Source organism: Stenotrophomonas sp. FBCC-B152 (assembly GCF_059134105.1).
The window spans coordinates 3,323,529-3,348,809 of sequence record NZ_CP101442.1 but is presented as its reverse complement, the minus strand read 5'-3'; the positions used below and the strand labels follow the sequence as shown (position 1 = coordinate 3,348,809).

The 25,281-nt window shown below is 66.1% G+C and carries 21 protein-coding genes; 11 read left to right on the top strand and 10 right to left on the bottom strand.

Going from position 1 to position 25,281, the window contains the following annotated elements; genetic code table 11:
- Positions 1 to 163: 163 nt before the first annotated feature.
- The 3 genes from glmS (at position 164) to NMB40_RS15335 (ending at position 5,194) form a co-directional block, all read left to right on the top strand.
- Positions 164 to 2,005 (top strand): glutamine--fructose-6-phosphate transaminase (isomerizing), encoded by a 1,842-nt coding sequence (glmS, locus tag NMB40_RS15345; RefSeq protein WP_494358973.1) that lies wholly within the window; start codon positions 164 to 166, stop codon positions 2,003 to 2,005.
- Positions 2,006 to 2,173: 168 nt separating this feature from the next.
- Positions 2,174 to 4,504, top strand: a complete 2,331-nt coding sequence (locus NMB40_RS15340) for a TonB-dependent receptor (protein WP_494358972.1) — start codon at positions 2,174 to 2,176, stop codon at positions 4,502 to 4,504.
- Positions 4,505 to 4,762: 258 nt separating this feature from the next.
- Entirely contained in the window at positions 4,763 to 5,194 is a 432-nt protein-coding gene (locus NMB40_RS15335; RefSeq protein WP_494358971.1) for a CBS domain-containing protein, read from the top strand.
- Between the two features lie 26 nt (positions 5,195 to 5,220).
- On the opposite strand, the gene NMB40_RS15330 is transcribed toward NMB40_RS15335, so the two are convergent.
- The 5 genes from NMB40_RS15330 to gloA form a co-directional block, all read right to left on the bottom strand.
- Positions 5,221 to 5,919: a hypothetical protein gene (locus NMB40_RS15330; RefSeq protein ID WP_494358970.1), complete on the bottom strand. Its 699-nt coding sequence runs from the start codon at positions 5,917 to 5,919 to the stop codon at positions 5,221 to 5,223.
- A 381-nt stretch (positions 5,920 to 6,300) separates the two neighbouring features.
- Positions 6,301 to 7,755, bottom strand: a complete 1,455-nt coding sequence (locus tag NMB40_RS15325) for a UdgX family uracil-DNA binding protein (RefSeq protein ID WP_494358969.1) — start codon at positions 7,753 to 7,755, stop codon at positions 6,301 to 6,303.
- The gene (locus NMB40_RS15320) at positions 7,752 to 9,059 is read right to left on the bottom strand and encodes a putative DNA modification/repair radical SAM protein (RefSeq protein ID WP_494358968.1); all 1,308 of its coding nucleotides are present in this window, start codon (positions 9,057 to 9,059) and stop codon (positions 7,752 to 7,754) included. Before NMB40_RS15320 ends, NMB40_RS15325 begins: the two co-directional genes overlap by 4 nt.
- Positions 9,060 to 9,195: 136 nt before the next feature.
- Positions 9,196 to 9,624: a VOC family protein gene (locus NMB40_RS15315; protein WP_193069514.1), complete on the bottom strand. Its 429-nt coding sequence runs from the start codon at positions 9,622 to 9,624 to the stop codon at positions 9,196 to 9,198.
- 91 nt (positions 9,625 to 9,715) lie between these two features.
- Positions 9,716 to 10,243: a lactoylglutathione lyase gene (gene gloA, locus NMB40_RS15310; protein WP_494358967.1), complete on the bottom strand. Its 528-nt coding sequence runs from the start codon at positions 10,241 to 10,243 to the stop codon at positions 9,716 to 9,718.
- A gap of 102 nt (positions 10,244 to 10,345) precedes the next feature.
- Between gloA and NMB40_RS15305 the strand changes: the two genes are divergently transcribed.
- Both NMB40_RS15305 and NMB40_RS15300 read left to right on the top strand, forming a co-directional pair.
- Positions 10,346 to 11,458 (top strand): PLP-dependent cysteine synthase family protein, encoded by a 1,113-nt coding sequence (locus NMB40_RS15305; protein ID WP_282246670.1) that lies wholly within the window; start codon positions 10,346 to 10,348, stop codon positions 11,456 to 11,458.
- A gap of 117 nt (positions 11,459 to 11,575) precedes the next feature.
- Positions 11,576 to 13,606: a M3 family metallopeptidase gene (locus NMB40_RS15300; RefSeq protein ID WP_494358966.1), complete on the top strand. Its 2,031-nt coding sequence runs from the start codon at positions 11,576 to 11,578 to the stop codon at positions 13,604 to 13,606.
- A gap of 108 nt (positions 13,607 to 13,714) precedes the next feature.
- Here NMB40_RS15300 and NMB40_RS15295 read toward each other — a convergent pair whose 3' ends face one another.
- From NMB40_RS15295 to NMB40_RS15285, 3 genes are all read right to left on the bottom strand, one after another.
- Positions 13,715 to 14,518: a glucose 1-dehydrogenase gene (locus NMB40_RS15295; RefSeq protein ID WP_494358965.1), complete on the bottom strand. Its 804-nt coding sequence runs from the start codon at positions 14,516 to 14,518 to the stop codon at positions 13,715 to 13,717.
- Positions 14,509 to 15,102, bottom strand: coding sequence for a DUF1415 domain-containing protein (locus NMB40_RS15290; RefSeq protein WP_282246672.1), 594 nt, complete (start codon positions 15,100 to 15,102; stop codon positions 14,509 to 14,511). Before NMB40_RS15290 ends, NMB40_RS15295 begins: the two co-directional genes overlap by 10 nt.
- 102 nt (positions 15,103 to 15,204) lie before the next feature.
- Positions 15,205 to 15,687: a YajQ family cyclic di-GMP-binding protein gene (locus tag NMB40_RS15285; RefSeq protein WP_494358964.1), complete on the bottom strand. Its 483-nt coding sequence runs from the start codon at positions 15,685 to 15,687 to the stop codon at positions 15,205 to 15,207.
- A 78-nt stretch (positions 15,688 to 15,765) separates the two neighbouring features.
- On the opposite strand from NMB40_RS15285, the gene NMB40_RS15280 reads away from it, so the two are divergent.
- The 3 genes from NMB40_RS15280 (at position 15,766) to NMB40_RS15270 (ending at position 18,488) form a co-directional block, all read left to right on the top strand.
- Positions 15,766 to 16,662 carry a DMT family transporter gene (locus NMB40_RS15280; protein WP_494358963.1) on the top strand — a complete coding sequence of 299 codons (897 nt, stop codon included), beginning with the start codon at positions 15,766 to 15,768 and terminating at the stop codon, positions 16,660 to 16,662.
- Between the two features lie 132 nt (positions 16,663 to 16,794).
- Positions 16,795 to 17,802, top strand: coding sequence for a methionine ABC transporter ATP-binding protein (locus tag NMB40_RS15275; protein ID WP_409187491.1), 1,008 nt, complete (start codon positions 16,795 to 16,797; stop codon positions 17,800 to 17,802).
- A complete protein-coding gene (locus NMB40_RS15270; RefSeq protein WP_282246675.1) occupies positions 17,799 to 18,488 on the top strand; it encodes a methionine ABC transporter permease in 690 nt (229 codons plus the stop codon). Before NMB40_RS15275 ends, NMB40_RS15270 begins: the two co-directional genes overlap by 4 nt.
- Positions 18,489 to 18,527: 39 nt before the next feature.
- On the opposite strand, the gene NMB40_RS15265 is transcribed toward NMB40_RS15270, so the two are convergent.
- Complete coding sequence (locus NMB40_RS15265; RefSeq protein ID WP_494358962.1) at positions 18,528 to 19,130, bottom strand: lipocalin family protein; 603 nt, start codon at positions 19,128 to 19,130, stop codon at positions 18,528 to 18,530.
- 139 nt (positions 19,131 to 19,269) lie between these two features.
- On the opposite strand from NMB40_RS15265, the gene NMB40_RS15260 reads away from it, so the two are divergent.
- Both NMB40_RS15260 and NMB40_RS15255 read left to right on the top strand, forming a co-directional pair.
- On the top strand, positions 19,270 to 19,626 hold the full coding sequence (locus NMB40_RS15260; RefSeq protein WP_494358961.1) for a hypothetical protein: 357 nt from the start codon (positions 19,270 to 19,272) through the stop codon (positions 19,624 to 19,626).
- 34 nt (positions 19,627 to 19,660) lie between these two features.
- Complete coding sequence (locus NMB40_RS15255) at positions 19,661 to 21,754, top strand: prolyl oligopeptidase family serine peptidase (RefSeq protein ID WP_494358960.1); 2,094 nt, start codon at positions 19,661 to 19,663, stop codon at positions 21,752 to 21,754.
- Positions 21,755 to 21,823: 69 nt separating this feature from the next.
- Here the strand turns inward: NMB40_RS15255 and NMB40_RS15250 are convergent, their stop codons facing one another.
- Positions 21,824 to 23,041: a pyridoxal phosphate-dependent aminotransferase gene (locus NMB40_RS15250; RefSeq protein ID WP_494358959.1), complete on the bottom strand. Its 1,218-nt coding sequence runs from the start codon at positions 23,039 to 23,041 to the stop codon at positions 21,824 to 21,826.
- 133 nt (positions 23,042 to 23,174) lie between these two features.
- On the opposite strand from NMB40_RS15250, the gene NMB40_RS15245 reads away from it, so the two are divergent.
- Complete coding sequence (locus tag NMB40_RS15245; RefSeq protein WP_494361087.1) at positions 23,175 to 25,256, top strand: S9 family peptidase; 2,082 nt, start codon at positions 23,175 to 23,177, stop codon at positions 25,254 to 25,256.
- Positions 25,257 to 25,281 lie beyond the last annotated feature (25 nt).

Sequence of the window (25,281 nt, the reverse complement as noted above, 5' to 3'; positions counted from 1 at the left end):
CGCGTGCCAACATTCGGGCCTTTGAAAACAATGAGTTGCGAAGCCGGCGTGAATGTCCGGGTGTCCGCGGACACCGGAACGGACACTTTTGTTAAGCGGACAGCGGCCAGGGCGTCCGGACACCCACGCTAGAATGGGCCATCGAAAGCAGGGATCTGAATCTATGTGCGGGATTGTGGGGGCGATCGCGGATCGCGATGTGGTACCGGTACTGATCGAAGGTCTGAAGCGCCTGGAATACCGCGGCTACGATTCATCCGGCATCGCGGTGCTGGACCAGACCCAATCCCAGCCCGACGTACGCCGCGTGCGCCGCACCGGCCGCGTGGCGGAAATGGAGAAGGCCGCGGCCGCTGAAGGCTTCGATGCCACCCTCGGCATCGGCCACACCCGTTGGGCTACCCATGGCGGCGTGACCGAGGCCAATGCCCACCCGCACATCAGCCACGGCGTGGCGCTGGTGCACAACGGCATCATCGAGAACCACGAGGAGCAGCGCGAGAAGCTGCGCGCGCTCGGCTACGTGTTCGAGTCGCAGACCGACACCGAAGTCATCGCCCACCTGATGCACCATCACCTCAAGGGCGGCGACAGCCTGCTCTCGGCGCTGCAGCGCACGGTCAAGGAACTCACCGGTGCCTATGCGCTGGCGGTGATGAGCCGTGCCGAGCCGGACCACTTCGTCTGCGCACGCATGGGCTGCCCGCTGCTGGTGGGCCTGGGCCAGGGCGAGAACTTCGTCGCCTCCGACGTCTCGGCCATCATCTCCTCCACCCGCAACGTGATCTTCCTGGAAGAGGGTGACACCGCCGACATCCGCCGCGATGGCGTGCAGGTGTTCGACGAGCACAACCTGCCGGTGGACCGTGGCGTGCACCAGTCGGATGTGTCGCTGGCCTCGCTGGAGCTGGGCCCGTACCGCCACTTCATGCAGAAGGAAATCCACGAGCAGCCGCGCGCGCTGGGCGACACCATCGAAGCGGCCATCGACGCCGGCGGCTTCCCGGCCGAACTGTTCGGCAAGAATGCAGAAGCCGTGCTGGCCGGCATCGAAGGCGTGCAGATCCTCGCCTGCGGCACCAGCTACTACTCCGGCCTGACCGCGCGCTACTGGATCGAATCCATCGCCGGCCTGCCGTGCAGCGTGGAAATCGCCAGCGAGTACCGCTACCGCGCCGCCTATGCGAACCCCAAGCACCTGATCGTCACCATCTCCCAGTCCGGTGAAACCCTGGACACGATGGAGGCGCTGAAGTACGCCAAGTCATTGGGCCACCTGCACACGCTGTCGATCTGCAACGTGCCCGAAAGCGCCATCCCGCGCGCCAGCGAACTGGTCTGCTACACCCGTGCCGGTGCCGAGATCGGCGTGGCCTCCACGAAGGCGTTCACCACCCAGCTGGCCGCGCTGTTCCAGCTGACCGTGGTGCTGGGCAAGCTGCACGGCCGGGTGGATGCGGCGCAGGAAGCGGACTACCTGGAGCAGCTGCGCTTCCTGCCGGGCAGCGTGCAGCACGCGCTGAACATGGAGCCGCAGATCGCCGCGTGGGCCGAGCGTTTCGCGCGCAAGAGCAGCGCCCTGTTCCTGGGCCGTGGCCTGCATTACCCGATCGCGCTGGAAGGCGCGCTCAAGCTCAAGGAAATCACCTACATCCACGCCGAGGCCTACCCGGCCGGCGAGCTCAAGCACGGCCCGCTGGCGCTGGTGGATGAAGACATGCCGGTGGTGGTGATCGCGCCCAACGACAGCCTGCTGGAGAAGGTCAAATCCAACATGCAGGAAGTGCGCGCCCGCGGCGGCGAGCTGTTCGTGTTCGCCGACCAGGACAGCAACTTCGTCGAATCCGAAGGCGTGCATGTCATCCGCACCCCGCGCCACGCCGGCGTGCTCAGCCCGGTGGTGCACACCATCCCGGTGCAGCTGCTGGCGTACCACACTGCATTGGCGCGCGGCACCGACGTGGACAAGCCGCGCAACCTGGCCAAGAGCGTGACGGTGGAATAGCAAGCGACCAAGGTCCATTGCCGGTAGCTAACGACCGTTGGTCGTTACGCTTCTGAAAGAAGGGCGACCCTGAGGGGTCGCCCTTTTTCTTTTCCTCCGCATGCCGGCCACGCCGTTGCCAGCTTGAATGTAACGTTATAACATCGCGCCTCATTTGAAGGGGGATGTATGCGTCGCCACGTTCTAGCAGTTGCCGTTCTACTCACCATCCATAGCGCCTACGCAGCGGACGAGACCACGCTTCCAGAGGTCACCGTCGAAGCCGACCGCCCGTCGCGGGTGGATACCGTGGTCGTGGTGGAAAACATCCAGGCCCAGAACCGTACGCTTGGCAACATGCTCGAGCATGTGTCGGGCGTGCAGAGCAGCGCCTTCGGGCCGAATGCCGGCGCGCCGGTGATCCGCAGCCTGGGCGGCAACCGCGTGCAGGTGCTGGAGGACGGCCAGTCCATCCTTGGCATGAATGCCTTGAGTGGCGACATCAACGTGCCCTTCGACCCGCTCTTCGTCAGGCGCGTGACCGTCAACAAGTCCTCCGACACGGTGCGCTACGGCGGCAACGCGCTCGGCGGCAGCGTCGACATCGATTCGGGCCTGGTTTCGCGTGAGATGGAAAGCAAAGACCAGGAAATGGAGCTGGTGCTGCGGCAGGGGTTCAACGATGTCGATGCGCAGGGCTTCCGCATGAACTTCAACAACGAACGCAACGTGTCCACCAACGTGCAGATGTCTGTCCAGCGCATCTCGCATTACGATATCCCGGGCGACAGCAAGGCCGATGTGTGCAACAGCCAGTTGTTCCCGGCCGCAGGCGGGGTCAACAGCGCGCTGGCCGATGCCTGCCAGAAGGAAGCACGGGTACAACAGGTCTACAACAAGGCCTCGCAGCCGTACATCGACCAGTTCATGACCGAAAACCCGGATTGGGCCGACGGCGAGTTCTCGTATTACACCAACCGGCCCACCTCGGTGTGGATGGGCAGGACCTACGTCAATCCGGCCAACCCGCTGTACCAGGAAGGCACGCCGTCCTACGTTCAGAACCGGATCAACCGCGACGTCACCCCCAACTATCGCGGCACGCTGGGCAACAGCTACTCCCGCAACACGCACCTGGCAGTGGGCTCGACCTACTTCTTCGACCGTGGCTACGTGGCGGCCAGCATGGACTCGAAAGACAGCGAGTACGGCGTGCCGGGCTTCTCGATGGACAACCTGTCCTTCGGCACCGACCTCAGCCAGAGCCGACCGGTCGGCGTGAAGCTCACGCAGGACCGCTACACGCTGGAAGGCATCCTGCGCGACCCGGTCCCCTTCCTTGAAACTGCCGAGCTCAAGCTCTCGCAGCTGAGCAACACCTCCGGAGAGTACCTGGGCAGTTCGAAAGCCAATGCGTACGACTTCGAGACCTTCCAGGCAGAACTGCTGCTGGCCCACCAGCCGGTGGGCCCCCTGAGCGGTCTGTTCGGTGCCAGCCACCGCAACCGGACCATCCGCGGCAGTGGATCGCAGCGCTACCTTCCAGACGTGGACACCGAGGGCCTGGCAGCCTTCATCAAGGAAACCCTGGACTTCAGTTGGGCATCATTTGACGCCGGCTTCCGCCACGAGCGCGTCGAGCACACGGTCCAACCAGGTGCCTTCACCACCTCCAGGAACTCGCCGAACGCCCCGCTGGAAGACCGTGCGTTCACGCTCAACAGCTACAACGCGGGTGGCTACGTGCAGCTGGGCCGCCTGTTTGGCGCCAAGGCCCGCTACTCGTCCTCGGCGCGCGCGCCCGACGTCAACGAGCTGTACGCCAGCAACCGGCACTACTCGGTGATGACCCAGGAGGAAGGCGACCAGGACCTCAAGCCAGAGCGCGCCCGCAATGCCGAATTCACCCTGCTGTTCAACAACGGCGGCTTCGACATCACCGCCACCGCCTACCGCATGAAGATCGAGAACTTCCTGTACCAGGGGTATTCCGGCCTGCAGACCGGCAATCGCCTGCCGCTCAAGTACTGGAAGCAGACGGACACCACCGTCAAGGGCTTCGAAGTCAATGTATCGCAGTCATTCGATCTGGGCAGCTACGGCAAGCTCGCGCTCTCGGCGTTTTCCGATCTGGTGAAGAACAGGGCCGACAACCCGGATTCCCTGCGCGCACACAACGACGGCGAGTACCTGCCCAACATGCCGACCAACCGCTTCGGCGCCAACGTTGCCTGGGAGAGCGGTGGCTGGAAGGCGAGGGTGTCCAGTACCTACTACGACAAGCAGAAGTATCTGGGCAAGAACGTGAGCCAGGAGATACCGCTGGATGCCTTCAACCTGCTGGACGCCCAGGTCAGTTATGCCTTCGCCATGCGCAGTGCAGTGGTGCAGGGCGTGGAGGTCTTCGTCAACGGATCCAATCTGCTCGATGAGGACGCCCGGCCGCACAACTCACCGCTGAAGTACATCGCACCGCTGCCCGGGCGTGGCTTCCAGGTGGGCGTGACCGTGAAGCTTTGACCTTGGATCCGAGACGCTGGAGGCCGGGAGCATTCAATCATTAGGCGCTTCTAACCAAAACATGGGGACCGTGGGGCGGCCCACCCGGGGCCGCCCTTTGCCGTTTCTGGCGTCGGGAAAACTTTAGTCGAGTCCGCCCGCGACATTCAGCGTCGGTTCTAGTCGAAATGCGATTCTCGGGGTGTCAGCCGCTGGCTGCGTCAATCGGTCCCACCACGCAAGGCGTGTGGCTTCACCCAGTCTGCAACAGGAAAAAGAATGAACGTCCGCGAACTTCTGCAATCCAAGAAAGACTCCGTTGTCACCATCGACGTCGAAGACACGATCGGCGCTGCCGCCCACAAGATGAGCGCGCACAAGATCGCCGCGCTGGTGTTGATGAAGGATGATGCACCGGTCAGAATCATCTCCGAGAAAGACATCGTGCGCAGCTTGGCCGACGACGGCCCGCAGGCAGGCCGCCGGGTCATTGCCACGCTTCCCTCGGCCGGCCTGGAAGGCATCGCCCCCGAGGCGACCCTGAAGCAGGCCATGGCGCTGATGACCTACTCGCGCCACCGCCACCTGATGGTGACCGAAGGCAGCAAGCTGGTGGGCATCCTGAGCCTGGGTGACATCGTCAAGAACCTGCTCAGCGAGCTGGAGCTGGAGAAGGCGGTTCTTCAGGACATCTACATGGCCGCGCACTGAAACAGGCGGTGGAGTGGGGCGGACGTCTAGTCCGCTTCCACGCGGCGACGGGACTTTGGATTGGCTTCACGCGCTGAGTTGAGCGCCGCCTGGGCTTTGACGAGCTCCGCTTGACCGAGAAGTTCGGCGTCGGCCGGCAGAAACCAACCTTTGATGCAGCTGAAGTCCCTGAGCGCGATCTGTACGTGACTGTCCCTGTGAAATCCCGACCTGGGTGCGATCTCTGGACCTTGGCGGAAAGCACCCCGTACCGCTTGAAAGTACTCAAATCCGTAGACCTGGAAGAGCTTTGAGTGAATGAACTCGAAAACCGCTCGATCCAGTCCACGAAGAAGAAACTCCTCGTCAAGAGGACTGACGGGCACGTTCAACGGGGTTCGTTGACCACTGCGAAGATGGGTCGCCTGAAAATACAGGTGCGCGTTCTCGAACTCCCGACGGCCAGTGCTGGTGGTCATATCCAGGCAGCGTTGGATGCTGAAGATGCATCCGACAACCGCAGGCGAGGCAATTGGCCTCGCAGTCAGTCTGCGCAAAGGCTCGCTCGCCGCAGCTTCGGCGAATGCCAGCGCCCGTTCCTTATCCGCTTCAAATAGATAGAAGCCCGACCCGAGCCAGTTGTATTGGTTGTTGCTTGGCTTGGGTTTCAGCTGTCCCGATACAAGGCCATCCCGGACCGCGATATCGCAGCCGTGATATCCGATCTGAAGGTGGCCGTGGCTCATCTGTAGCAGCGCTTCAACTTGCCGGAGGGCGTAAGCAACCCTGCTTTGCGCATGATCTCGACGGATTCCTCCGGCGTCATGTCGTATATCCAATGGATCCGCTGCTCGTGGCTTTCGCTAAGAAGCTGTGCGGCAGTCAACGGCAGGGTAGGGGGCCGGCCGGTCAATCCCTTGGCTGCAGGCTTCTTCTTGGAGGTTGGAGTGACCATGGACGGAGCATAGCTTCCCCGCTTCGTGCTTGGCACTGGCAAGTGTGTGGTGCGGTGGGTTGATACGACAGGAGGTGGAAAATTGCGTGGGAAAAACGTTTCCAGGTGATCATCTTGTCGCAGGACTGCGTGGCAAACATGTTGTCGTGAATGGCAAGAGGAGATGTTCGCTTTACTCAGTGCTGCCGTTTCCAGCGTGGATCGACAGCCTTTCCAGGTCACCCAGCAGCAGCCGATACGCTTCTTCCTGCGCTACACCCGCAGGCTGCCGCAACACCCAGGAAGGATGCACCGTCGCAAAGCCGCGCGTGCCGTCTTCCAGCGTATGCCAGCGGCCGCGATCACGGCCCAGGTTGAAGCCGGGGCCAAACACGGCGCGTGCCGCACTGGCGCCGAGGCAGACGATCACCTTCGGGCTTATGTGCTCGATCTCCGCCAGCAGCCAGGGCCGGCACGCATTGATATGGGTGACCTGCGGTTTGGAATGGATGCGCTTCTTGCCACGCCGCTCATAGCGGAAGTGCTTCACCGCGTTGGTCAGGTACAGCGTGCTGCGATCAATGCCCAGTTCCTGCAGCGCCCGGTTCAACAGCTGCCCGGCCGGGCCGACGAAGGGGTGCCCGCTCAGGTCCTCTGAATCGCCGGGTTGCTCACCGACCAGCATCACCTGCGCATCGCGCGGGCCTTCGCCGAACACCGTCTGCGTGGCCGGCACCCAGAGTGGGCAACGGCGGCAACCGGCGGCCGCAGTGCGCAGCTCGTCGAGGGAATCGCCGTTCGCGGTTGCCGGGCCGCGCAGGGGAATGTTCTGCTCCGGTATCCGACGTTGTGGTGCCTGCGCTTCACGGTCATGCATTTCCTGCACGCGGTCGCCGGCATCGCGCACAAGCGTGGGCAGCAGGCTCGCCTCCGGCAGGTGCTTCCAGTACCGGGTTGGCATCTCCTGCTGCATCATCCGGGTGTTCAGGCGGGCAGGGTTGAAGATGTTGGCGTAGTAGGTGCGCCACAGTTCTTCGCGCGCATCCTCCACCGGCGCATCGGCCTGCTTGCTGCCGGGGCCGAACGCCAGCGCCTGTCCGTCCCAGCGCACGCTGCGGGTTGGAGTGAGGATCGCCCAGCGCATGCCGGCGAAGCGGCGCGCGAAAAACGGCGCGACCCGGTCCACGATGTGGTGGTCGGGTTCGAACCACGCGATGAACGCATTGTCCTCGCCGGGTACCTCGCGGAAGCGTACGAAGGCCTTCATCTTGTGGCTGTCGCGGCGCACCGCCTGGCCCAGCGCCATTGCACGCAGCACGTCCGGGTCGGCGGGGTTGGTCAGCAGGCCGCGCTCGCCGTGCACGATGCGCCAGAGCATGCGGTACAGCAGGGCGTGTCGCTGTGGATCGCTGTGGCACAGGCAGGTGGCCGCCAGTTCGACGAAGGATTTCGGCACCGGGATGGTCGTGCCGTCGCTTTCCGTGGCTGGCAGGCTGGACAGCGCAGGCGCGTCCAGCAGCGAAGCGTCCGCGTCCTGCAGCCAATCAAGGTGTTCGGGCGCAACCTGATGCTGCAGCCCCAATCGCGCGGCATCACGCCATGCCTGCACCGACCATGCCGGGTCGACCCGCACACTCCAGCGGCTCATGCGGCGGCGTCGGGGAACAGCGAGGCCTGGCGCGGTGGCGGTGCCAGCCGTGCACGCAGGGCGGAGGGGTCATCCAGGGCGCGGCGCGGGTGATGGTCAGCCAGCTGCACGAACGGCAGCAGCTTGCTCATCGGCGCGCGCAGGCGGGCCACGTCGGCCACGCGCAGGCGACCGTGGCGGCGCGCCATCAGCACGCGCTTGACGTTGTGCACGCCCAACCCAGGCACGCGCAGCAGCATCTCCTTGGATGCCACGTTGAGGTCCACCGGGAAGCGCTCGGGGTGGCGTATCGCCCAGGCCAGCTTCGGATCGATGTCCAGGTCGAGCATGCCATTCTGCGTGGTGTCTGTGATTTCCTCCACGCCATAGCCGTAAAAACGCAGCAGCCAGTCGGCCTGGTACAGCCGATGTTCGCGCGCCAGCGGCGGTGCCTGCACCGGCAGCAGGCGGCTCGCATCTGGGATCGGGCTGAAAGCGGAGTAGTACACCCGGCGCATGCGGTAGTTGCCGTACAGATTGTCGGCGGCGCCGAGGATCTGCTGGTCGCTGGCGCCGTCTGCGCCGACGATCATCTGTGTGCTCTGCCCGGCAGGGGCGAAGCGGGGCGCACGGGCGCGGCTCGCGCGCTTGGCCGGGGCGGTTGGTGCCGGTGCCGCTACCGTGGTGGGCTTGGACTCGCTGGCGGCCTTGGCCTCCTTGGCTTCTTCGATGCGCCAGCGCAGTTCACCCATCGCGCCGCGGATGGAAGACAGCGATTTCTCCGGCGCGAAGCTGTTCAGGCCTTCCTCGGTGGGCAGCTCGATGTTGATCGACAGGCGGTCGGCGTAGCGTCCCGCCGCCGCCAACAGTTCGGGCGAAGCTTCGGGAATGGTCTTGAGATGGATGTAGCCGGAGAACCGATGCTCTTCGCGCAGCTGCCGCGCCACTTCCACCATCTGCTCCATGGTGTAGTCGGCATTGCGGATGATGCCGCTGGAGAGGAACAGCCCTTCGATGTAGTTGCGCTTGTAGAAATCCATGGTCAGCGCGACCACTTCGGCCACGTTGAAGCGCGCGCGCGGCACGTTGCTGGAAACCCGGTTCACGCAGTACGCGCAGTCGTAGATGCAGAAGTTGGTGAGCAGGATCTTCAGCAGCGATACGCAGCGCCCGTCGGGCGTGTAGCTGTGGCAGATGCCGGCGCCTTCGGTGCTGCCGATGCCGCCCGAGCTGCGCGAATCGCGGCGTCCCGCGCCACTGGAGGCGCAGGACGCGTCGTACTTGGCGGCATCGGCCAGGATCGCCAGTTTGCGTATTGTCTCCATGCGGAAACGGTAGGAGTGGGCAGTCTCACGCTGTGAGACTGGGGGTTGGCGTTGGCTGAAGCGTTCAGGGCGACGGCTTGGCGTGCAGCCACCCATGGGGTGGCTCTACGCGGGCGCGTCGCGGTAACGACCGTTGTCAGAACGTGACTTTCACTGAGTCGGCGCTGTAGCTCGCCGGGCCGTGGTAGACGACCTCGATGTTGTTGCCGTCCGGATCGATCGCGAAGGCGGCGTAGTAGCCAGGGTGGTAGGGGCGTTCGCCGGGGGCGCCGTTGTCCTTGCCGCCTGCGGCCAACGCCGCCTTGTGGAAGGCATCGACGGTGGCGCGGTCGCGGGCCTGGAAGGCCAGGTGGTGGCGGCCGGTCAGTTCACCGGCGGCCGCTTCGCTGTCGGCGGTGGAAATGAACAGCTCATCGGCCCAGAAATACGTATCGCCCTCGCCGGCGATGGGAATGCCGATGGTGTCGAACACCGCCTGGTAGAAGCGGCGGCTGGCCGGCAGGTCGCGCACGATCAGTTGCAGGTGGTCGATCAGCCGGCCGCGGTGCAGTTCCATGGTTTCCATGCGGTTTCCTTCGGGTGGAAAGGAACGCAGGTATACCACCGGCGGTGCACGCCCGCGTTGGCAGGGCGTGCACATTGTTGAAGCCGGGGCCTCAGCCGATCGGGGTGTTGGAGATGATCTCCACCCAGTAGCCGTCCGGGTCCTTGATGAAGGCCAGGTGCTTCATGCGGCCGTCTTCCAGGCGCTTCTGGTAGGGCACCTGCAGGTCATCGAAGCGCTTGCAGGCCGCGTGGATGTCCGGCACGGAGACGCAGATGTGGCCGAAGCCGCGCGGGTCCTGGTTGCCGTCGTGGTAGACCGGGCCGTCCTGGGTTTCGGTGCCGTGGTTGTGGGTCAGCTCCAGCACGCCGGGAAGCCCGGCCAGCCACAGTCGGCGCGCATCGTCGCCTTCCGGGATCTGCGTGCCGGCCGGCAGCAGGGCCAGGAAGTACAGGCTGAACCGGGCTTCGGGGAAATCACGCTGGTCGAGCAGGCGGAAGCCCAGCACGCGGGTGTAGAAGTCCAGCGAGGCAGCGGCGTCCTTGACGCGCAGCATGGTGTGGTTGAACACGAAGCCGGTGGTTTCGGCCGGCGGCTGGGCGGCAACGCCCGGCTGGGACTGCAGGGAGGCAAGGCTCATGGGGGATCCTGTGGGAGGCCGCGCAACGCGGCTGGCCGTTCATTTTAGCGGGGCGGCGGCAAGGGGACGTAGAATGCTGCATCTTCCTGGCCCATCGTCGACATGTCGCAGCGTGAATGGGTGGCCGCCGCCATCCGCAAGATCGAAGCCGATTTCAACCGTTCGGCCGATACCCACCTCATTCCGATGGACCTGCCGGGCCACCCGGGCATCGAGCTGTACTTCAAGGATGAATCCAGCCATCCCACCGGCAGCCTGAAGCACCGCCTGGCGCGCTCGCTGTTCCTGTACGCGCTGGCCAACGGCTGGTTGCGCGAAGGGCGCCCGGTGATCGAAGCGTCCAGCGGCTCCACTGCGGTGTCCGAAGCCTACTTCGCGCGCCTGCTGGGCCTGCCGTTCATTGCGGTGATGCCGGCCACCACCTCGCCGGAAAAGATCGCCGCCATCGAATTCCATGGCGGCCGCTGCCACCTGGTGGAGCGCGCCTGCGACCTGAACTGCGATTCGGAAAAGCTGGCCCGCGAAACCGGCGGCCACTTCATGGACCAGTTCACCTACGCCGAGCGCGCCACCGACTGGCGTGCGAACAACAACATCGCCGAATCCATCTTCAAGCAGATGGCCGAAGAGCCGCACCCGGTGCCGGAATGGATCGTGTGCAGCCCTGGCACGGGCGGCACCGCCGCCACGCTGGGCCGCTACGTCAGCTACCGGCGCCACGACACCCGCATCCTGTGTGCGGACCCGGAAGTGTCGGTGTTCTTCGACGGCTACCGCGCGGCCCTGGCCGGTGAACCGTGGCGTGACCTCACCTGCAGCGGTGGCTCCCGTGTGGAGGGCATTGGCCGGCCCCGGGTGGAATCGAGCTTCATCCCGACCAGCGTGGATGCCATGGTCAAGGTGCCCGACGCGCTCAGCCTGGCCGCCATGCGCCATGTCAGCCGCCAGCTGGGGCGCCGCGTCGGCGGCTCCACCGGCACCAATTTCATCGGCGTGCTGCATGCCGCCGAGCGCATGCGCGCGGCCGGGCGCAGCGGTTCGATCGTGACGATCCTGTGCGACAGCGGCGAGCGTTATGCGCACAGCTATTACAACCCGGACTGGTACCCGCGGCAGGGCATCGACGTGGAGCAGGCCGATGCGGTGATCGCCGCGGCCGTAGCTGGGCAGGGCCTGCCGGAGCTGCCCAACGCCGCGCTTGAAGCGCTGTACTGAGCGACACCAACCGGTGAACGGCCACGAACCGGTGGCCGCCGGGGCTTGTGCAGCGCCGGGTCCGGTGCCATATCGTGGGAAACGCCGGCGTGCCGGCCCCGCTGTCTGGAGACCCCTGTGACCCCCGCCAATCCCCTGCTCGATTTTTCCGGCCTGCCCCGTTTCGATGCGATCCAGCCCGAGCACATCGGTCCGGCCATCGACACCTTGCTGGCGCAGGCCGAGGCGGCGGTGAAAGCCGCCGAAACCGTGCAGCCGGTCAGCTGGGCCAGCTTCGTCGAGCCGCTGGACGATGCCACCGAACGCCTGTGGCGTGCATGGGGCCAGGTTGGCCACCTGCAGGCGGTGGTGAACACCCCGGCGCTGCGCGAGGCCTACAACAGCAACCTGCCGAAGGTGACCCGCTTCGGCAGCGCGCTCGGCCAGAACCTGGCGCTGTTCGAGCAGTACCGCGCGCTGGCGGCCACGCCCGAAGCGGCCCAGTACGACCCGGCCCGGCGCAAGGTGCTGGACAACGCGCTGCGTGATTTCCGCCTGGGCGGCGCCGAACTGGACGAGGCCGGCAAAGCACGTTACAGCGCAATCCGCGAGGAGCTTTCGGCGCTGTCGGCGACCTTCTCGCAGAACGTGCTGGATGCCACCGATGCGTGGTCGCTGCACGTGGAAGACCGCAGCGAACTGGCCGGTCTGCCCGAGGATGTGGTGGCCGCTGCCCGCGCCGCGGCGGAGAAGGATGGCCTGCCGGGCTGGAAGCTGACCCTGCAGATGCCGTGCTACCTGCCGGTGCAGACCTACGCCGAATATCGCCCGCTGCGCGAAGCGCTGTACCGCGCCAACGCGTTGCGTGCCTCCGAGTTCGGCGATGCCAAGCTGGACAACAGCGCGCACATCGACCGCATCCTGGCGCTGCGTGCCGAGCTGGCCTCGCTGCTGGGGTTTGCCAGCTACGCCGAATACTCCATCGAAACCAAGATGGCCGAGGACGCACCGCAGGTGCTGGGCTTCCTGCGCGACCTGGCCGCACGCGCCAAGCCTTACGCGCAGCGCGACCGCGCCGAGCTGGACGCCTTCGCACGCGATGAACTGGGCCTGCCCGCGCTGGAGGCATGGGACCTCGCCTTTGCCTCTGAAAAGCTCAAGCAGGCGCGCTACAGCTATTCCGAGCAGGAAGTGAAGCAGTACTTCACCGAGCCGAAGGTGCTGGAGGGTCTGTTCAGCGTCATCCGCGGCCTGTATGGCCTGCAGGTGCAGCCCGACCAGGCGCCGGTGTGGCACCCGGATGTGCGCTTCTTCCGCCTGGTGGATGCGCAGGGCGCATTGGTCGGGCAGTTCTACCTGGACCTGTACGCGCGCGAGGGCAAGCGCGGCGGCGCGTGGATGGACGACTGCCGCAACCGCCGTGATACCGCGCACGGCGTGCAGACGCCGCTGGTGTACCTGGTGTGCAACTTCGGCAAGGGCGCCGAGGGCAAGGCCTCGACCTTCAGCCACGACGAGGTGACCACGCTGTTCCATGAAATGGGCCATGGCCTGCACCAGCTGCTGACCCGTATCGGCGAACTGGGCGTGGCCGGCATCAACGGCGTGGAGTGGGATGCAGTGGAACTGCCCAGCCAGTTCATGGAGAACTTCTGTTGGGAGTGGGACCGGGTGCAGGCAATGACCGCGCATGTGGACAGCGGCGAGCCGCTGCCGCGCGCGCTGTTCGACCGCATGCTGGCCGCGCGCAACTTCCAGAGCGGCATGTTCACCGTGCGCCAGCTGGAGTTCGCGCTGTTCGACATGCAGCTGCACAGCAGTTTCGATCCGGTCCAGGACAGCGTGCTGCAGCTGCTGGAACGTGTCCGCGACGAAGTGGCGGTCAACCGCCCGCCGGAATGGAATCGCTTCCCGCACCAGTTCAGCCACATCTTCGCCGGGGGGTATGCGGCGGGGTATTACAGCTACAAGTGGGCCGAGGTGCTCAGTGCCGATGCCTATGCCGCGTTCGAAGAAGCGCCGGACCAGGTCGCGGAAACCGGCAGGCGCTTCCGCGATGAAGTGTTGTCGCGCGGCGGCAGCCGCAGTGCGGCGGAGAACTTCGAAGCGTTCCGTGGGCGCGCACCGAACGTGGATGCGTTGTTGCGCCATAACGGTATGGCCGGTTGATCCCGGGTACCGACCAACGGTCGGTACCTACCGGTTCGGCACCACGGTGGCAAGTACGGAGTGTGCCACCCTCGGTAGGTGCCGACCGTTGGTCGGCACGGCGCTGAATCATTCGGTGTAGATCATCGTGCGGCTCATGCCGCCATCCACCACATGGTCCTGTCCGGTGATGAACCCGGACAGGTCCGAGAGCAGGAACACGGCCAGTGCACCGATATCTTCGGGCTGGCCGACCCGGCCCACCGCATGCTGGGCATGGTCGCGGCGCGACAGCTTCGGCGTGCGCCGCCTTGCCGGGGCCTGCCAGGCATCGGTGGTGATCCAGCCGGGGCTGATGCTGTTGACCCGCACATCGGGACCGCTGCTGATCGCCAGTGCGTGGGTAAACGCCACCAGTCCGCCCTTCGCCGCGGCATAAGCTTCGCTGTACGGCTCGGACTGCCAGGCGCGGGTGGAGGCGATGTTGATGATCGAACCGCCGGCCTGCGCGCGCAGCGCCGGCAGGGCGTGCTTGCTGCACAGGAACGCCCCGTGCAGGCTGGACAGGCGGCGCTGCCATTCGGCCAGCGTCATCTCCGCCAGCGGGGTGCCGTGCGCGCTGGCGATGCCGGCGTTGTTGACCAATCCATCAATCCGACCGAAACGCTTCAGCGTGGCCTTGACCAGCGCCTGCACGCTGCGTTCGCTGGCCACATCCGCGCGCTGGAACGCGGCGCGCTCGGGCAGTGCCCATTCCTTCAGGCAGGCGCGGCCGGCGTCGGCGTCCAGGTCGGCGATCATCACGCTGCCGCCCGCACCCAGCACCGCCTGCGCAATGCCACGGCCCACGCCCTGCGCACCGCCGGTGACGATCACCACGCGGTCCCGCAGCGGCTGCGCGGGCCAGGCGGTGATGGCTGGGGTCAGTGGCACCGGGGGGTGTCCTTGCGGCCGAGCAGGCGGGTCCAGCCTTCAATGCCCAGCTTGTCGAGGGTTTCAATGTTGCGTTCGACGATCACGTCCGGATCCGGGAACGCGGCCACGGCGCGTTCCACGCTGTCTTCGCGCAGCAGGTGCAGGGTCGGATAGGGCGCGCGGTTGGTGTAGTTGCTCACGTCATCCGGCGCGACCCCGGCGAACTGGTACTGCGGGTGGAAGCTGGCCACCTGCAGGATGCCCTGCAGGTCCAGCGCCTCGATCGCGGCATCGGCGTTGTCGAGGAAGTCGTTGTAGTCCAGGAAATCGGTCAGCACGTCCGGGTGCACGATCAGCGTGGTGTCGATCTGCTCGGCCGGGGTGTCGCGCAGCAGCACCAGCTCTTCGGCGAGTTCTTCCACCAGCGCTTCGACGGTGGTCGCGTCGCTCAGCACGAACCGCACCTGGTCCTTGACGTACACCGCCTTGGCGAACGGGCACAGGTTCAGGCCGATCACGATCTGCTCCAGCCAGCGCCGGGTTTCGGCGATGGGATCGCTGCCGTCAGGCGCGGTGTCGGCGGGCAGGGGCAGGTCATTCATGGCGGGCGGTATCGCGGGCTGGGCAGCGCATTGTACGGCGGCTGCCCAGGGCGGGCGTGATCAGGCCAGGGCCGGGCAGGGCCCGGCACCCGGCGCGCTGGATCAGTCGCGGAAATTGTCGAACTGGAGCGGGACCTCGAACGTTCCCTTTTTCAGCAGGGCCATCACGTCCTGCAGGTCGTCGCGCTTCTTGCCGGTCACGCGCAGCTTGTCGCCGTTGATCTGGCTTTCGACCTTGAGCTTGGCTTCCTTGATTGCTGCCGCGATCTTCTTGGCCACCTTCTGCTCGATGCCCTGTTTCACGGTGATCTTCTGGCGGGCGCCGGCGAGGTTGGTTTCGATGTCGCCAAATTCCAGGCAGGCGGCGTCGATCTTCCGCGCGGTCAGGCGCTGGCGCAGGATGTCGGTCATCTGCTGCAGCTGGAAGTCGCTCGGGGCGGACTGGCTGATCACGCTGTCTTCCAGCACGAATTTGGCATCCACGCCCTTGAAGTCGAAGCGGGTGGACAGCTCGCGGTTGGCCTGGTCGACCGCGTTGGTCAGTTCGTGGATGTCGACTTCGGAAACGACGTCAAACGAGGGCATGGGGATTCTCCTGCAGGTGAAGCCCCCATTCTAACCAACCGCGCATGGACGTCCCGGCAGGGGCGGCGATAATGGGCCATGAACACCCAACGCTCCCCCTCCCGTGCCGTGGCCTGGATGCTGATGGCCGTGGCCTGCTTCTCGCTGATGGATGCGGGCATGAAGCAGCTCTCCTCCAGCTACCCGACCCTGCAGGTCACCTCCCTGCGCGGCGCGGCCTCGCTGCCGTTCGTGCTGGTCTGGGTGCTGGCCACCGCCGGACCGCGCTCGCTCATCCCGGTGCGCTGGGGCCTGCACCTGCTGCGCGGCCTGCTGGGCATGGCGATGATCGGCTGTTTCGTGTTCGCGCTGCGCAGCCTGCCGCTGTCCACCGCCTACACCATCTACTTTGTCGCCCCGCTGCTGATCGCGGCGCTGTCGGTGCCGCTGCTGGGTGAGCATGTCGGGCCGCGCCGCTGGATCGCCATCGGCATCGGCCTGGTCGGGGTGCTGGTGGTGCTGCGCCCCGGCGTGGACGGCTTCATCTCCGTGCCTGGGCTGATGGTGCTGCTGGCGGCCACGGCCTATGCGGTGGCCGCGATCACGGTCAGCATGCTGACCCGCACCGATACCCCGCAGTCCATGGTGGTGTGGTTCCTGGTGATCCTGGCGCTGGGCGCGGGCCTGCTGGCCATCCCGGACTGGCAACCGCTGCAGCTGGGCCACGCCGCGCTGATCGCCGGGATGGGCCTGGCCGGGGCCGGGGGCCAGGTAGCCCTGACCCGCGCCTTCCAGCTCGGCGAAGCTTCGTTGATCGCCCCGCTGGAATACACCGGGCTGGTCTGGGTGATCGGCTGGGACCTGGCGTTCTGGGGCGTGCTGCCGGACCGGTTCACCTGGCTGGGTGCGGCCATCATCGTGGCCTCGGGCCTGTACCTGCTGCACCGCGAGCGGGTTCGCCAGGTCCGTGCGCCGCAGCCGCTGGACCACCCCTGAGGCCCGCCGGGCGGGCGATGACGCTTCCTTATAATCAAACGGAATATGATTCCAATCTGCCGCGCGGGCCAGGGCCGTCCCGCGCTGGTAGGCTGCACGCCCCCTCCCGTCGATGCCCCGGTTGACCGCGAAGTGATCGAGTTCCAGCGCCTGCACAAATCCTATGCCGTCGGCGGCCGCGCGATCGCCGCGCTGCAGCCGCTGGACCTGACCATCGAGGCCGGCGAAGTGTTCGGCATCATCGGCCATTCCGGCGCGGGCAAATCGACCCTGATCCGGCTGATCAACCGGCTCGAGGAACCCACCGGTGGGCGCCTGCTGATCAACGGCGAGGACGTCACCGCGCTGGACAGCGATGGCCTGCGCGCGCTGCGGCGGAAGATCGGCATGATCTTCCAGCACTTCAACCTGCTGTCGTCGCGCACCGTGGCGGCCAACGTGGCGTTCCCGCTGGAGTTGGCCGGCACTCCGCGTGCGGACATCGACGCCCGGGTGAGCGAACTGCTGCATACCGTGGGCCTGGAAGCGCACGCCAACAAGTACCCGGCGCAGCTGTCCGGCGGCCAGAAGCAGCGCGTCGGCATCGCGCGCGCGCTGGCGACGCGGCCACAGATCCTGCTGTGCGACGAGGCCACCAGTGCGCTGGACCCGCAGACCACCGCCTCGGTGCTCAAGCTGCTGGGCCGGATCAACCGCGAGCTGGGCCTGACCATCGTGCTGATCACCCACGAGATGGATGTGATCCGCCGCGTCTGCGACCGCGTGGCCGTGCTCGACGCCGGCCACCTGGTGGAAACCGGGCCGGTCACCGAGGTGTTCCTGCACCCGCAGCACCCGACCACGCGCCGCTTCGTCAACGAATCCGAGCAGGTCGACGAAGGCGAGCTGCACAAGGATTTCGACGCCGTGGCCGGGCGCATCGTGCGCCTGACCTTCCTCGGCACCGATACCTATGAGCCGGTGCTGGGCCGCATCGCCCGCGAGACGGGGGTGGACTACAACATCCTGTCCGGTCGCATCGACCGCATCAAAGACACCCCATATGGCCAGCTGACGGTGTCGCTGGTGGGCGGCGACGTGCAGGCCGCGCAGGCCGGCTTCGTTGCCGCCGGCGTCCACCTGGAGGAGCTGCGCCGATGATCATCGCGACTGCGGGCGGCTTCTTCCGCCATCTAGACGCGGCCAAATGGGCCGATATCGGCCAGGCAACCATCGACACCCTGCTGATGCTGGCCGGCTCGCTGCCGCTTACCCTGGCCATCGGCCTGCCGCTGGGCGTGCTGCTGTTCCTGACCGGTTCGCCGCAGCTGCACCGCAAGCCGGTGCTGTACGGCGGGCTGGCGCTGCTGGTCAACCTGCTGCGCTCGGTGCCCTTCATCATCCTGATGATCGTGCTGATTCCGATCACGCTGTGGATGATGGGCACCTCGCTCGGCGTGCGCGGTGCGATCGTGCCGCTGGTGATCGGCGCGGCGCCGTTCTACGCGCGCCTGGTGGAAACCGCGCTGCGCGAAGTGGACCGCGGCGTGATCGAAGCCAGCCAGGCGATGGGCGCCACCACCTGGCAGCTGGTCAGCCGGGTGCTGCTGCCTGAAGCACGGCCGGGCCTGATCGCCGGTGCCACCGTCACCGTGATCGCGCTGATCGGCTTCACTGCCATGGGCGGTGCGATCGGCTCGGGTGGCCTGGGCGACCTGGCGTTCCGCGACGGCTACCAGCGCTCCCACACCGACGTTGCCCTGGTCACCGTGGTGCTGCTGCTGGTGCTGGTCCAGCTGCTGCAGATGCTGGGCGATTGGCTGGTGGGGCGGTATTCGCGCAAGTAAGGCGAATAGACGACGCCCCCGGACCGCTGGCCGGCGTCGTTACCTTACGTTCGGAACCTCGTAGCCCAGGCGGTCCACCTGCTCGGGGTGCTGCGGCACGCGCTTGAGCTTGTCGGTGTTGACCCCGTACTGGTCGCGCAGGCGCGTGGCCAGTTCCTTGTACAGCTCTTTGTCCATGTCCGGCTTGCGCGCGAAGATCCACGCCATCTCGCGGCCCGGGTAACCCAGCATCGCCCAGGAATAGTCCGGCGCCACTTCCAGTACGCGGGTATGGGTCGGCACCACTTTGTAGAACCAGGTGCGCCAGTTGTGGTTGCCGCTCTCCTCGTCCACCGAGGCGCGTACGGTCAGTTCCTGCTGCGGCTCGGAGAAGCCGTCGCGGAAACGATAGGTGATGGAGACCTTCTGGTCGCCGCGCAGCGTGTACTGGTTGACGCTGGCTACGTGGCCGCGCTCGACCGGGTTCGGCACACGGCCGATCACATACCAGGTGCCCATGAACTTCTGCAGGTCGATCGGCGCGCTGGTCGCGGTACTGGCCACCGGCGGCGGGGTCGGCTTGCTGTCGCCAAAGGAGCAGGCGGCCAACAGCGACAGCGACGACAGCAGCAGGGCAACGCAAAGCGGACGGTTCGAAGACATGCGGCGGAAGGCTCCAGTGGCGTGCAGGGGCATGGTGGGTGGGACGACGAAGAACGTCAATGGCGGAAGCGCGGAAGGTCGCAGCCTGTGAGATGGGCGCCCGGCAAGGTAGTGCATCACTTTCGCACGGAGTCGTGTCATGCCCTTGTCGTCTTCGCGTCATTCCACCCCTTCACGGTCCACCGCACGCCTGGACCAAGCGCCTCACCCGCAGGTGCTGCGCTGGGTCCGGCAGGTCGCGTTGGCCGGCCTCGCCTTGGTCCTGGTGTGGCCGGCCGCGCGCGGCGACAGCCAGTGGCTGGGCTGGCTGCCGCTGTGGCTGGTGGGCATGCCGTGCCTGGCCTGGTGGAGCCTGTACAGGTTCCAGCTGCCGCTGGGTCTATTGCGCCAGGCCCAGCGCCGACGCGGGCCCCAGGCCAAACGTCGCACCCGGCTGCAGCCGCGCCGGACCGCGCGCCCTGACCTTCGACAGGGGGGAGCGGGGCAGGCCGTGTGATAGCGTCCGGGGGATATGACCGCCTGGAGCCGCAATGTCACGACTCGCCTCTGCCTGCCTGATGGCAGGCCTGTTCTCTGCTGGTGCCGCTGGAACCGCGATGGCCGCTGAGACCCCTGCCGATCCCTACGCCTGGCTGGAAGATGTCACCGGCGACAAATCGCTGGACTGGGTCAAGCAGCAGAACGCCAAGTCCGAAGGCCGCCTGGCCCAGACCCCGGCCTTCAAGCAGATGGAAGCCAGCATCCGCGAGGTGCTCGATTCGGACGCCAAGATTCCCGGCGTGCAGAAGATCGGCGAGTACTACTACAACTTCTGGAAGGACAAGCAGCATGAGCGCGGCCTGTGGCGGCGCACCACGCTGGATGAGTACCGCAAGCCGGCCCCGAAGTGGGAGACCGTGCTCGACCTGGACGCGCTGAACAAGGCCGAAGGCGAGAACTGGGTGTGGCACGGCGCCGAATGCCTGCGCCCGGAGTACACCCGCTGCCTGATCGCGCTGTCGCGCGGTGGTGCCGATGCCGACGTGACCCGCGAATTCGACCTGTCCAACAAGAGCTGGATCAAGGACGGCTTCTTCCGTCCCGAATCCAAGGGCGGGTTGGGCTGGATCGACCGCGACACCGTGTTCGTCTACACCGATTTCGGCAAGGACAGCATGACCACCTCCGGCTACCCGCGGGTGGCCAAGCTGTGGAAGCGCGGCACGCCGCTGTCGGCGGCCAGCGTGGTCTACGAAGGCAAGCCCGATGACATGTACATCGCGGCGATGCACGACGATACGCCCGGCTATGAGCGCAACCTGGTCAGCCGCACGCTGGCCTTCTACAACAACGAGATCTACCTGCGCGCCGACGACGGCACGCTGACCAGGATCGATGCGCCGAACTCGGCCGAGAAGGGCCTGCGCAGGCAGTGGCTGACCCTGGAACTGCGCGATCCGTGGACGGTGGGTGGCAAGACCTATGCCGCCGGTTCGCTGCTGATCACCAAGTTGGACGACTTCATCGCCGGCAAGCGCGACTTCGAGGTGCTGTTCGCCCCCACCGAGACCACCTCGCTGGCCGGCTCAAGCTGGACGAAGAACCATCTGGTGCTCAACGTGCTTGATGACGTCAAGAGCCGCCTGCAGGTGCTGACCCCGTCGGCCGACGGCTGGAAGAAGAGCGAGTTCACCGGCGCGCCCTCGTTCGGTACCGTGGCGGTAGGCGCGGTGGATGCCGATGAAAGCGATGCGGTGTGGATGACCGTCACCGATTACCTGACCCCGACCACCCTGGCCCTGGCCGAGATCGGCAAGCAGCCGGAAGTGCTCAAGACCATGCCGGCGTTCTTCGATGCCGAAGGCAAGGTGATCGAGCAGCACTTCGCCACCAGCAAGGACGGCACCCGCGTGCCGTACTTCGTGGTGCATGCCAAGGACATGAAGCTGGACGGCTCCAACCCGACCCTGCTGTACGGCTACGGCGGCTTCGAGATTTCGCTGACCCCGTCGTACTCCGGCGGCATGGGCCGCGCCTGGCTGGAAAAGGGCGGCGTGTACGTGGTGGCCAACATCCGCGGCGGTGGCGAGTACGGCCCGCGCTGGCACCAGGCCGCGCTGAAGCAGAACCGGCACAAGGCCTATGAGGACATGGCCGCGGTCGCCCGTGACCTGGTGAGCCGCAAGATCACCTCGCCGAAGCACCTGGGCGTGCAGGGCGGCAGCAACGGTGGCCTGCTCACCGGCAACATGCTCACCCAGTACCCGGAGCTGTTCGGGGCCGTGGTGGTGCAGGTGCCGCTGCTGGACATGAAGCGCTACAGCCACCTGCTGGCCGGTGCCTCGTGGATGGCCGAATACGGCAACCCCGACACCGCCGACTGGGCGTACATTCAGACCTTCTCGCCGTACCACCTGTTCGACCCGAAGAAGACGTATCCTCCGGTGCTGTTCACCACCTCGACCCGTGACGACCGCGTCCACCCGGGCCATGCCCGCAAGATGGCGGCGAAGATGATCGAGGCGGGCAAGGACGTGACCTACTACGAGAACATCGAAGGTGGCCACGGCGGCGCGGCGAACAATGCGCAGGCAGCGCACATGTCGGCGCTGGCCTACAGCTTCCTGTGGGAACGCCTGAAATAGCCTCCGGGTGGTGGGGCGTCTGGTTGGCTCCACCCCTTTTGAACGCCGCGCTTGATGCGCGGCGTTTTTTTACCGGGCGGTAGGCGCCGACCGTTGGTCGGTGCGCTTCCACGTGTCCAGGCCGCGTGCGATCCGCGCCACCGCTTCTTCCAGTCGCGGAATTTCCTGCGTGTACGCCAGCCGCACGTGCTGGTTGGCGCGGTAATGACCGAAATCCAGGCCCGGGGTGAACGCCACGTGCTCGGTTTCCAGGAAGTGCGCGCAGAACGCCTGCGCGTCATCGGTGAAGTCGCTGACGTCGCAGTAGAGATAGAACGCACCTTCGGGCTCGACTTCAATGCGGAAACCCAAGGCGCGCAGGGCGGGCAGCAGGTAATCGCGACGCGCCTGGAAGGCGTGGCGGCGCTGCTCGAAGATGGCGATGGTGTCCGGCTCGAAGCAGGCCAGCGCGGCGTGCTGGGCGATGCTGGACGCGCTGATGTACAGGTTCTGGGCCAGCTTCTCCAGGTCCGGTACGGCCTGTGGGGGCGCCACCAGCCAGCCCAGCCGCCAGCCGGTCATGCCGAAGTACTTGGAGAAACTGTTGAGCACGAACGCCTCGTCGTCCACCTGCAGCACGCTGGACGCATCCATGCCGTAGGTGAGGCCGTGGTAGATCTCATCCACCACCAGGTGGCCGCCACGCGCCTTCAGCGCCTGCGACAGCTCAGCCAGCTCCGCCGCCGACAACACCGTGCCGGTCGGGTTGGCCGGCGAGGCCACCAGGGCGCCGACGCTGGCGGCGTTCCAGTGGGAATCCACCAGTGACGGGGTGAGTTGGTAGGCGGTCTGGGGGCCCACCGGCACCAGCTGCGCCGCGCCTTCCACCAACCGCAGGAAATGGCGGTTGCACGGGTAGCCCGGGTCGGCCAGCAGCCAATGGCGGTCCGGATCGACCAGCAGGCTGCTGGCCAGCAGCAGCGCGCCGGAGCCGCCCGGGGTGACCAGGATCCGCTCCGGGTCCAGGTCCAGGTTGTAGCGGGTGCCGTAGAAACCGGCGATGGCCTTACGCAGGGCAGGCAACCCGCGCGCGGCGGTATAGCGGGTATGCCCGGCGGCCAGCGCGACCTGGCCGGCCTGCACGATGGGCGCGGCCGTGGTGAAATCCGGCTCGCCGATCTCCAGGTGGATCACATCATGGCCGGCCTGTTCCAACGCCTGTGCGCGGGCCAGCAGGGACATCACGTGGAAGGGTTCGATTTCCTGGCTGCGGCGGCTGTAGCCGGCCGTGGGGGTGCGGGTGCTCATGCACGCCATGATAGGCGAGGGCCTGCGTGCTTGCCGTGGGTGCCGCTGCGCCGCCAGACTGGCTGCCATTGCATTCACTGGCAAGGAGCCCTATCTCGTGAAATCCCCTGTCCCTTTCCTGGTTGCCACCCTGATGACCGCTTCCGTGCATGCCGCCCCCGCGCTGACCCCACCCGACGCCGAGAAGCATCCGCACGCGGTCACCACCCCGTTCGGTGCCACCCGCAATGACGATTACTACTGGCTGCGTGACGACAAGCGCGAAGCGCCGGCCATGCTTTCGTATCTGAATGCGGAAAACGCCTATACCGACCAGGTCATGGCGCCGCTCAAGCCCTTGCAGGACAGCCTGTACAAGGAAATCGTCGGCCGCATCAAGCAGGACGATGCCAGCGTGCCCGCGCGCGAGCGCGGCTACTGGTATTACAGCCGCTACGAAACCGGCAAGGACTACCCGATCCAGGCGCGCCGCAAGGGCAGCATGGAGGCGCCGGAAGAAATCCTGCTCGACCTCAACACGATGGCCGAAGGCAAGGGCTACTTCGACGTGGGCGATGCCGACGTCAGCCAGGACAACCACCTGCTGGCCTGGGCCGAGGACGACGTGGGCCGCCGCCAGTACGTGATCCGCTTCAAGGACCTGCGTACCGGCGACATCCTGCCTGACCGCATCGAGAACGTCTCCGCCAACGTGGTCTGGGCCGACGACAACCGCACGCTGTTCTATGTCGAGAACGATCCGGAAACCCTGCTTACCGTGCGGGTGAAGAAGCACGTGCTGGGTACCCCGACCAGCAGCGACGTGCTGGTGTACGAAGAAGAGGACGACAGCTTCTACATGGGCGTTGGCCGCACCCGCGACGACCGCTTCATCACCATCGACCTGCACAGCACGGTCAGCTCGGAAAGCCGCTACGCACCGGCCGCCAACCCGCAGCAGTTCACCGTGCTCGCACCGCGTGCGCGCGATGTCGAATACGACGCCGACCATTTCGGTGGGCGCTGGGTGATCCGCACCAACGATGCCGGCGCGAAGAACTTCAAGATCGTCACCGCGCCCACCGATGCCACCGCACGCAGCCAGTGGACCGACTGGGTCAAACACGATGACAACGTGCTGGTGGAAGGCTTCGAGCTGTTCGACGGCTTCACCGCGATAGCCGAGCGCTCCAACGCGCTGGAGCGGGTGCGCCTGCTGTTCGCCGATGGGCGCCAGGACTACGTCAAGGCCGACGAGCCGGCCTACTCGATGGGCCTGGCCGCCAATCCCGAAGCGGATACGCCGTGGCTGCGCTACGCCTATACCTCGCTGACCACCCCGACCACCACCTACGAACTCAACACCATCACCGGCGAACGCCGCCAGCTCAAGCAGCAGCCGGTGATCGGCTACGACCCGGCGGAGTACACCACCGAGCGGGTGTGGGTGACCGCGCGTGACGGCGCCAGGGTGCCGGTGTCGCTGGTCTACCGCAACGGCTTCAGGAAGGACGGTACCGGCGCGCTGTACCAGTACGCCTACGGCAGCTACGGCATGTCGATGGATCCGGGCTTCAACCAGACCGTGGTCAGCCTGCTCGATCGCGGCGTGGTGTATGCCATCGCGCACATCCGCGGCGGCGAGGAAATGGGCCGTGCCTGGTATGAGGACGGCAAGCTGCTGAAGAAGCAGAACACCTTCAACGATTTCGTCGATGTCACCCGCGCACTGGTCCAGCAGGGCTATGCCGCCAAGGACCGGGTGGCCGCCTCCGGTGGCAGCGCCGGCGGCCTGCTGATGGGCGCGGTGGCCAACCAGGCCCCGCAGGATTACCGGGTGATGGTGGCACAGGTGCCGTTCGTGGACGTGGTGACCACCATGCTCGATGCCAGCATCCCGCTGACCACCAACGAGTACGACGAGTGGGGCAACCCGGAGAACCGCGAGTACTACGACTACATGCTGGGGTACTCCCCGTATGACAACGTGCAGCGCCAGGCCTACCCGTCGCTGTTCGTCGGCACCGGGCTGTGGGACTCGCAGGTGCAGTACTGGGAGCCGGCCAAGTGGGTGGCGCGCCTGCGCGACGACAACACCGGCACCGCGCCGATCGTGTTCCGCACGAACATGGAGGCCGGCCACGGCGGCAAGTCCGGCCGCTTCCAGCGTTACCTGGAGCTGGCCGAATCGTACGCGTTCGTGCTGGACCAGCTGGGCGTCGATACCGCGCCATGAGGCCCCACCCCCGCTATACTCGGCC

Bases quoted from the DNA above. Each gene is read 5' to 3' on its own strand.
- NMB40_RS15255 (WP_494358960.1), top strand. From the start codon at position 19,661: ATGTCACGACTCGCCTCTGCCTGCCTGATGGCAGGCCTGTTCTCTGCT.
- NMB40_RS15325 (WP_494358969.1), bottom strand. From the start codon at position 7,755: ATGAGCCGCTGGAGTGTGCGGGTCGACCCGGCATGGTCGGTGCAGGCA.
- NMB40_RS15260 (WP_494358961.1), top strand. From the start codon at position 19,270: ATGCCCTTGTCGTCTTCGCGTCATTCCACCCCTTCACGGTCCACCGCA.
- NMB40_RS15330 (WP_494358970.1), bottom strand. From the start codon at position 5,919: ATGAGCCACGGCCACCTTCAGATCGGATATCACGGCTGCGATATCGCG.
- NMB40_RS15315 (WP_193069514.1), bottom strand. From the start codon at position 9,624: ATGGAAACCATGGAACTGCACCGCGGCCGGCTGATCGACCACCTGCAA.
- NMB40_RS15335 (WP_494358971.1), top strand. From the start codon at position 4,763: ATGAACGTCCGCGAACTTCTGCAATCCAAGAAAGACTCCGTTGTCACC.
- NMB40_RS15265 (WP_494358962.1), bottom strand. From the start codon at position 19,130: ATGTCTTCGAACCGTCCGCTTTGCGTTGCCCTGCTGCTGTCGTCGCTG.
- NMB40_RS15285 (WP_494358964.1), bottom strand. From the start codon at position 15,687: ATGCCCTCGTTTGACGTCGTTTCCGAAGTCGACATCCACGAACTGACC.
- NMB40_RS15270 (WP_282246675.1), top strand. From the start codon at position 17,799: ATGATCATCGCGACTGCGGGCGGCTTCTTCCGCCATCTAGACGCGGCC.
- NMB40_RS15245 (WP_494361087.1), top strand. From the start codon at position 23,175: ATGACCGCTTCCGTGCATGCCGCCCCCGCGCTGACCCCACCCGACGCC.
- NMB40_RS15340 (WP_494358972.1), top strand. From the start codon at position 2,174: ATGCGTCGCCACGTTCTAGCAGTTGCCGTTCTACTCACCATCCATAGC.
- NMB40_RS15250 (WP_494358959.1), bottom strand. From the start codon at position 23,041: ATGAGCACCCGCACCCCCACGGCCGGCTACAGCCGCCGCAGCCAGGAA.
- NMB40_RS15305 (WP_282246670.1), top strand. From the start codon at position 10,346: ATGTCGCAGCGTGAATGGGTGGCCGCCGCCATCCGCAAGATCGAAGCC.
- NMB40_RS15320 (WP_494358968.1), bottom strand. From the start codon at position 9,059: ATGGAGACAATACGCAAACTGGCGATCCTGGCCGATGCCGCCAAGTAC.
- NMB40_RS15290 (WP_282246672.1), bottom strand. From the start codon at position 15,102: ATGAATGACCTGCCCCTGCCCGCCGACACCGCGCCTGACGGCAGCGAT.
- NMB40_RS15280 (WP_494358963.1), top strand. From the start codon at position 15,766: ATGAACACCCAACGCTCCCCCTCCCGTGCCGTGGCCTGGATGCTGATG.
- gloA (WP_494358967.1), bottom strand. From the start codon at position 10,243: ATGAGCCTTGCCTCCCTGCAGTCCCAGCCGGGCGTTGCCGCCCAGCCG.
- glmS (WP_494358973.1), top strand. From the start codon at position 164: ATGTGCGGGATTGTGGGGGCGATCGCGGATCGCGATGTGGTACCGGTA.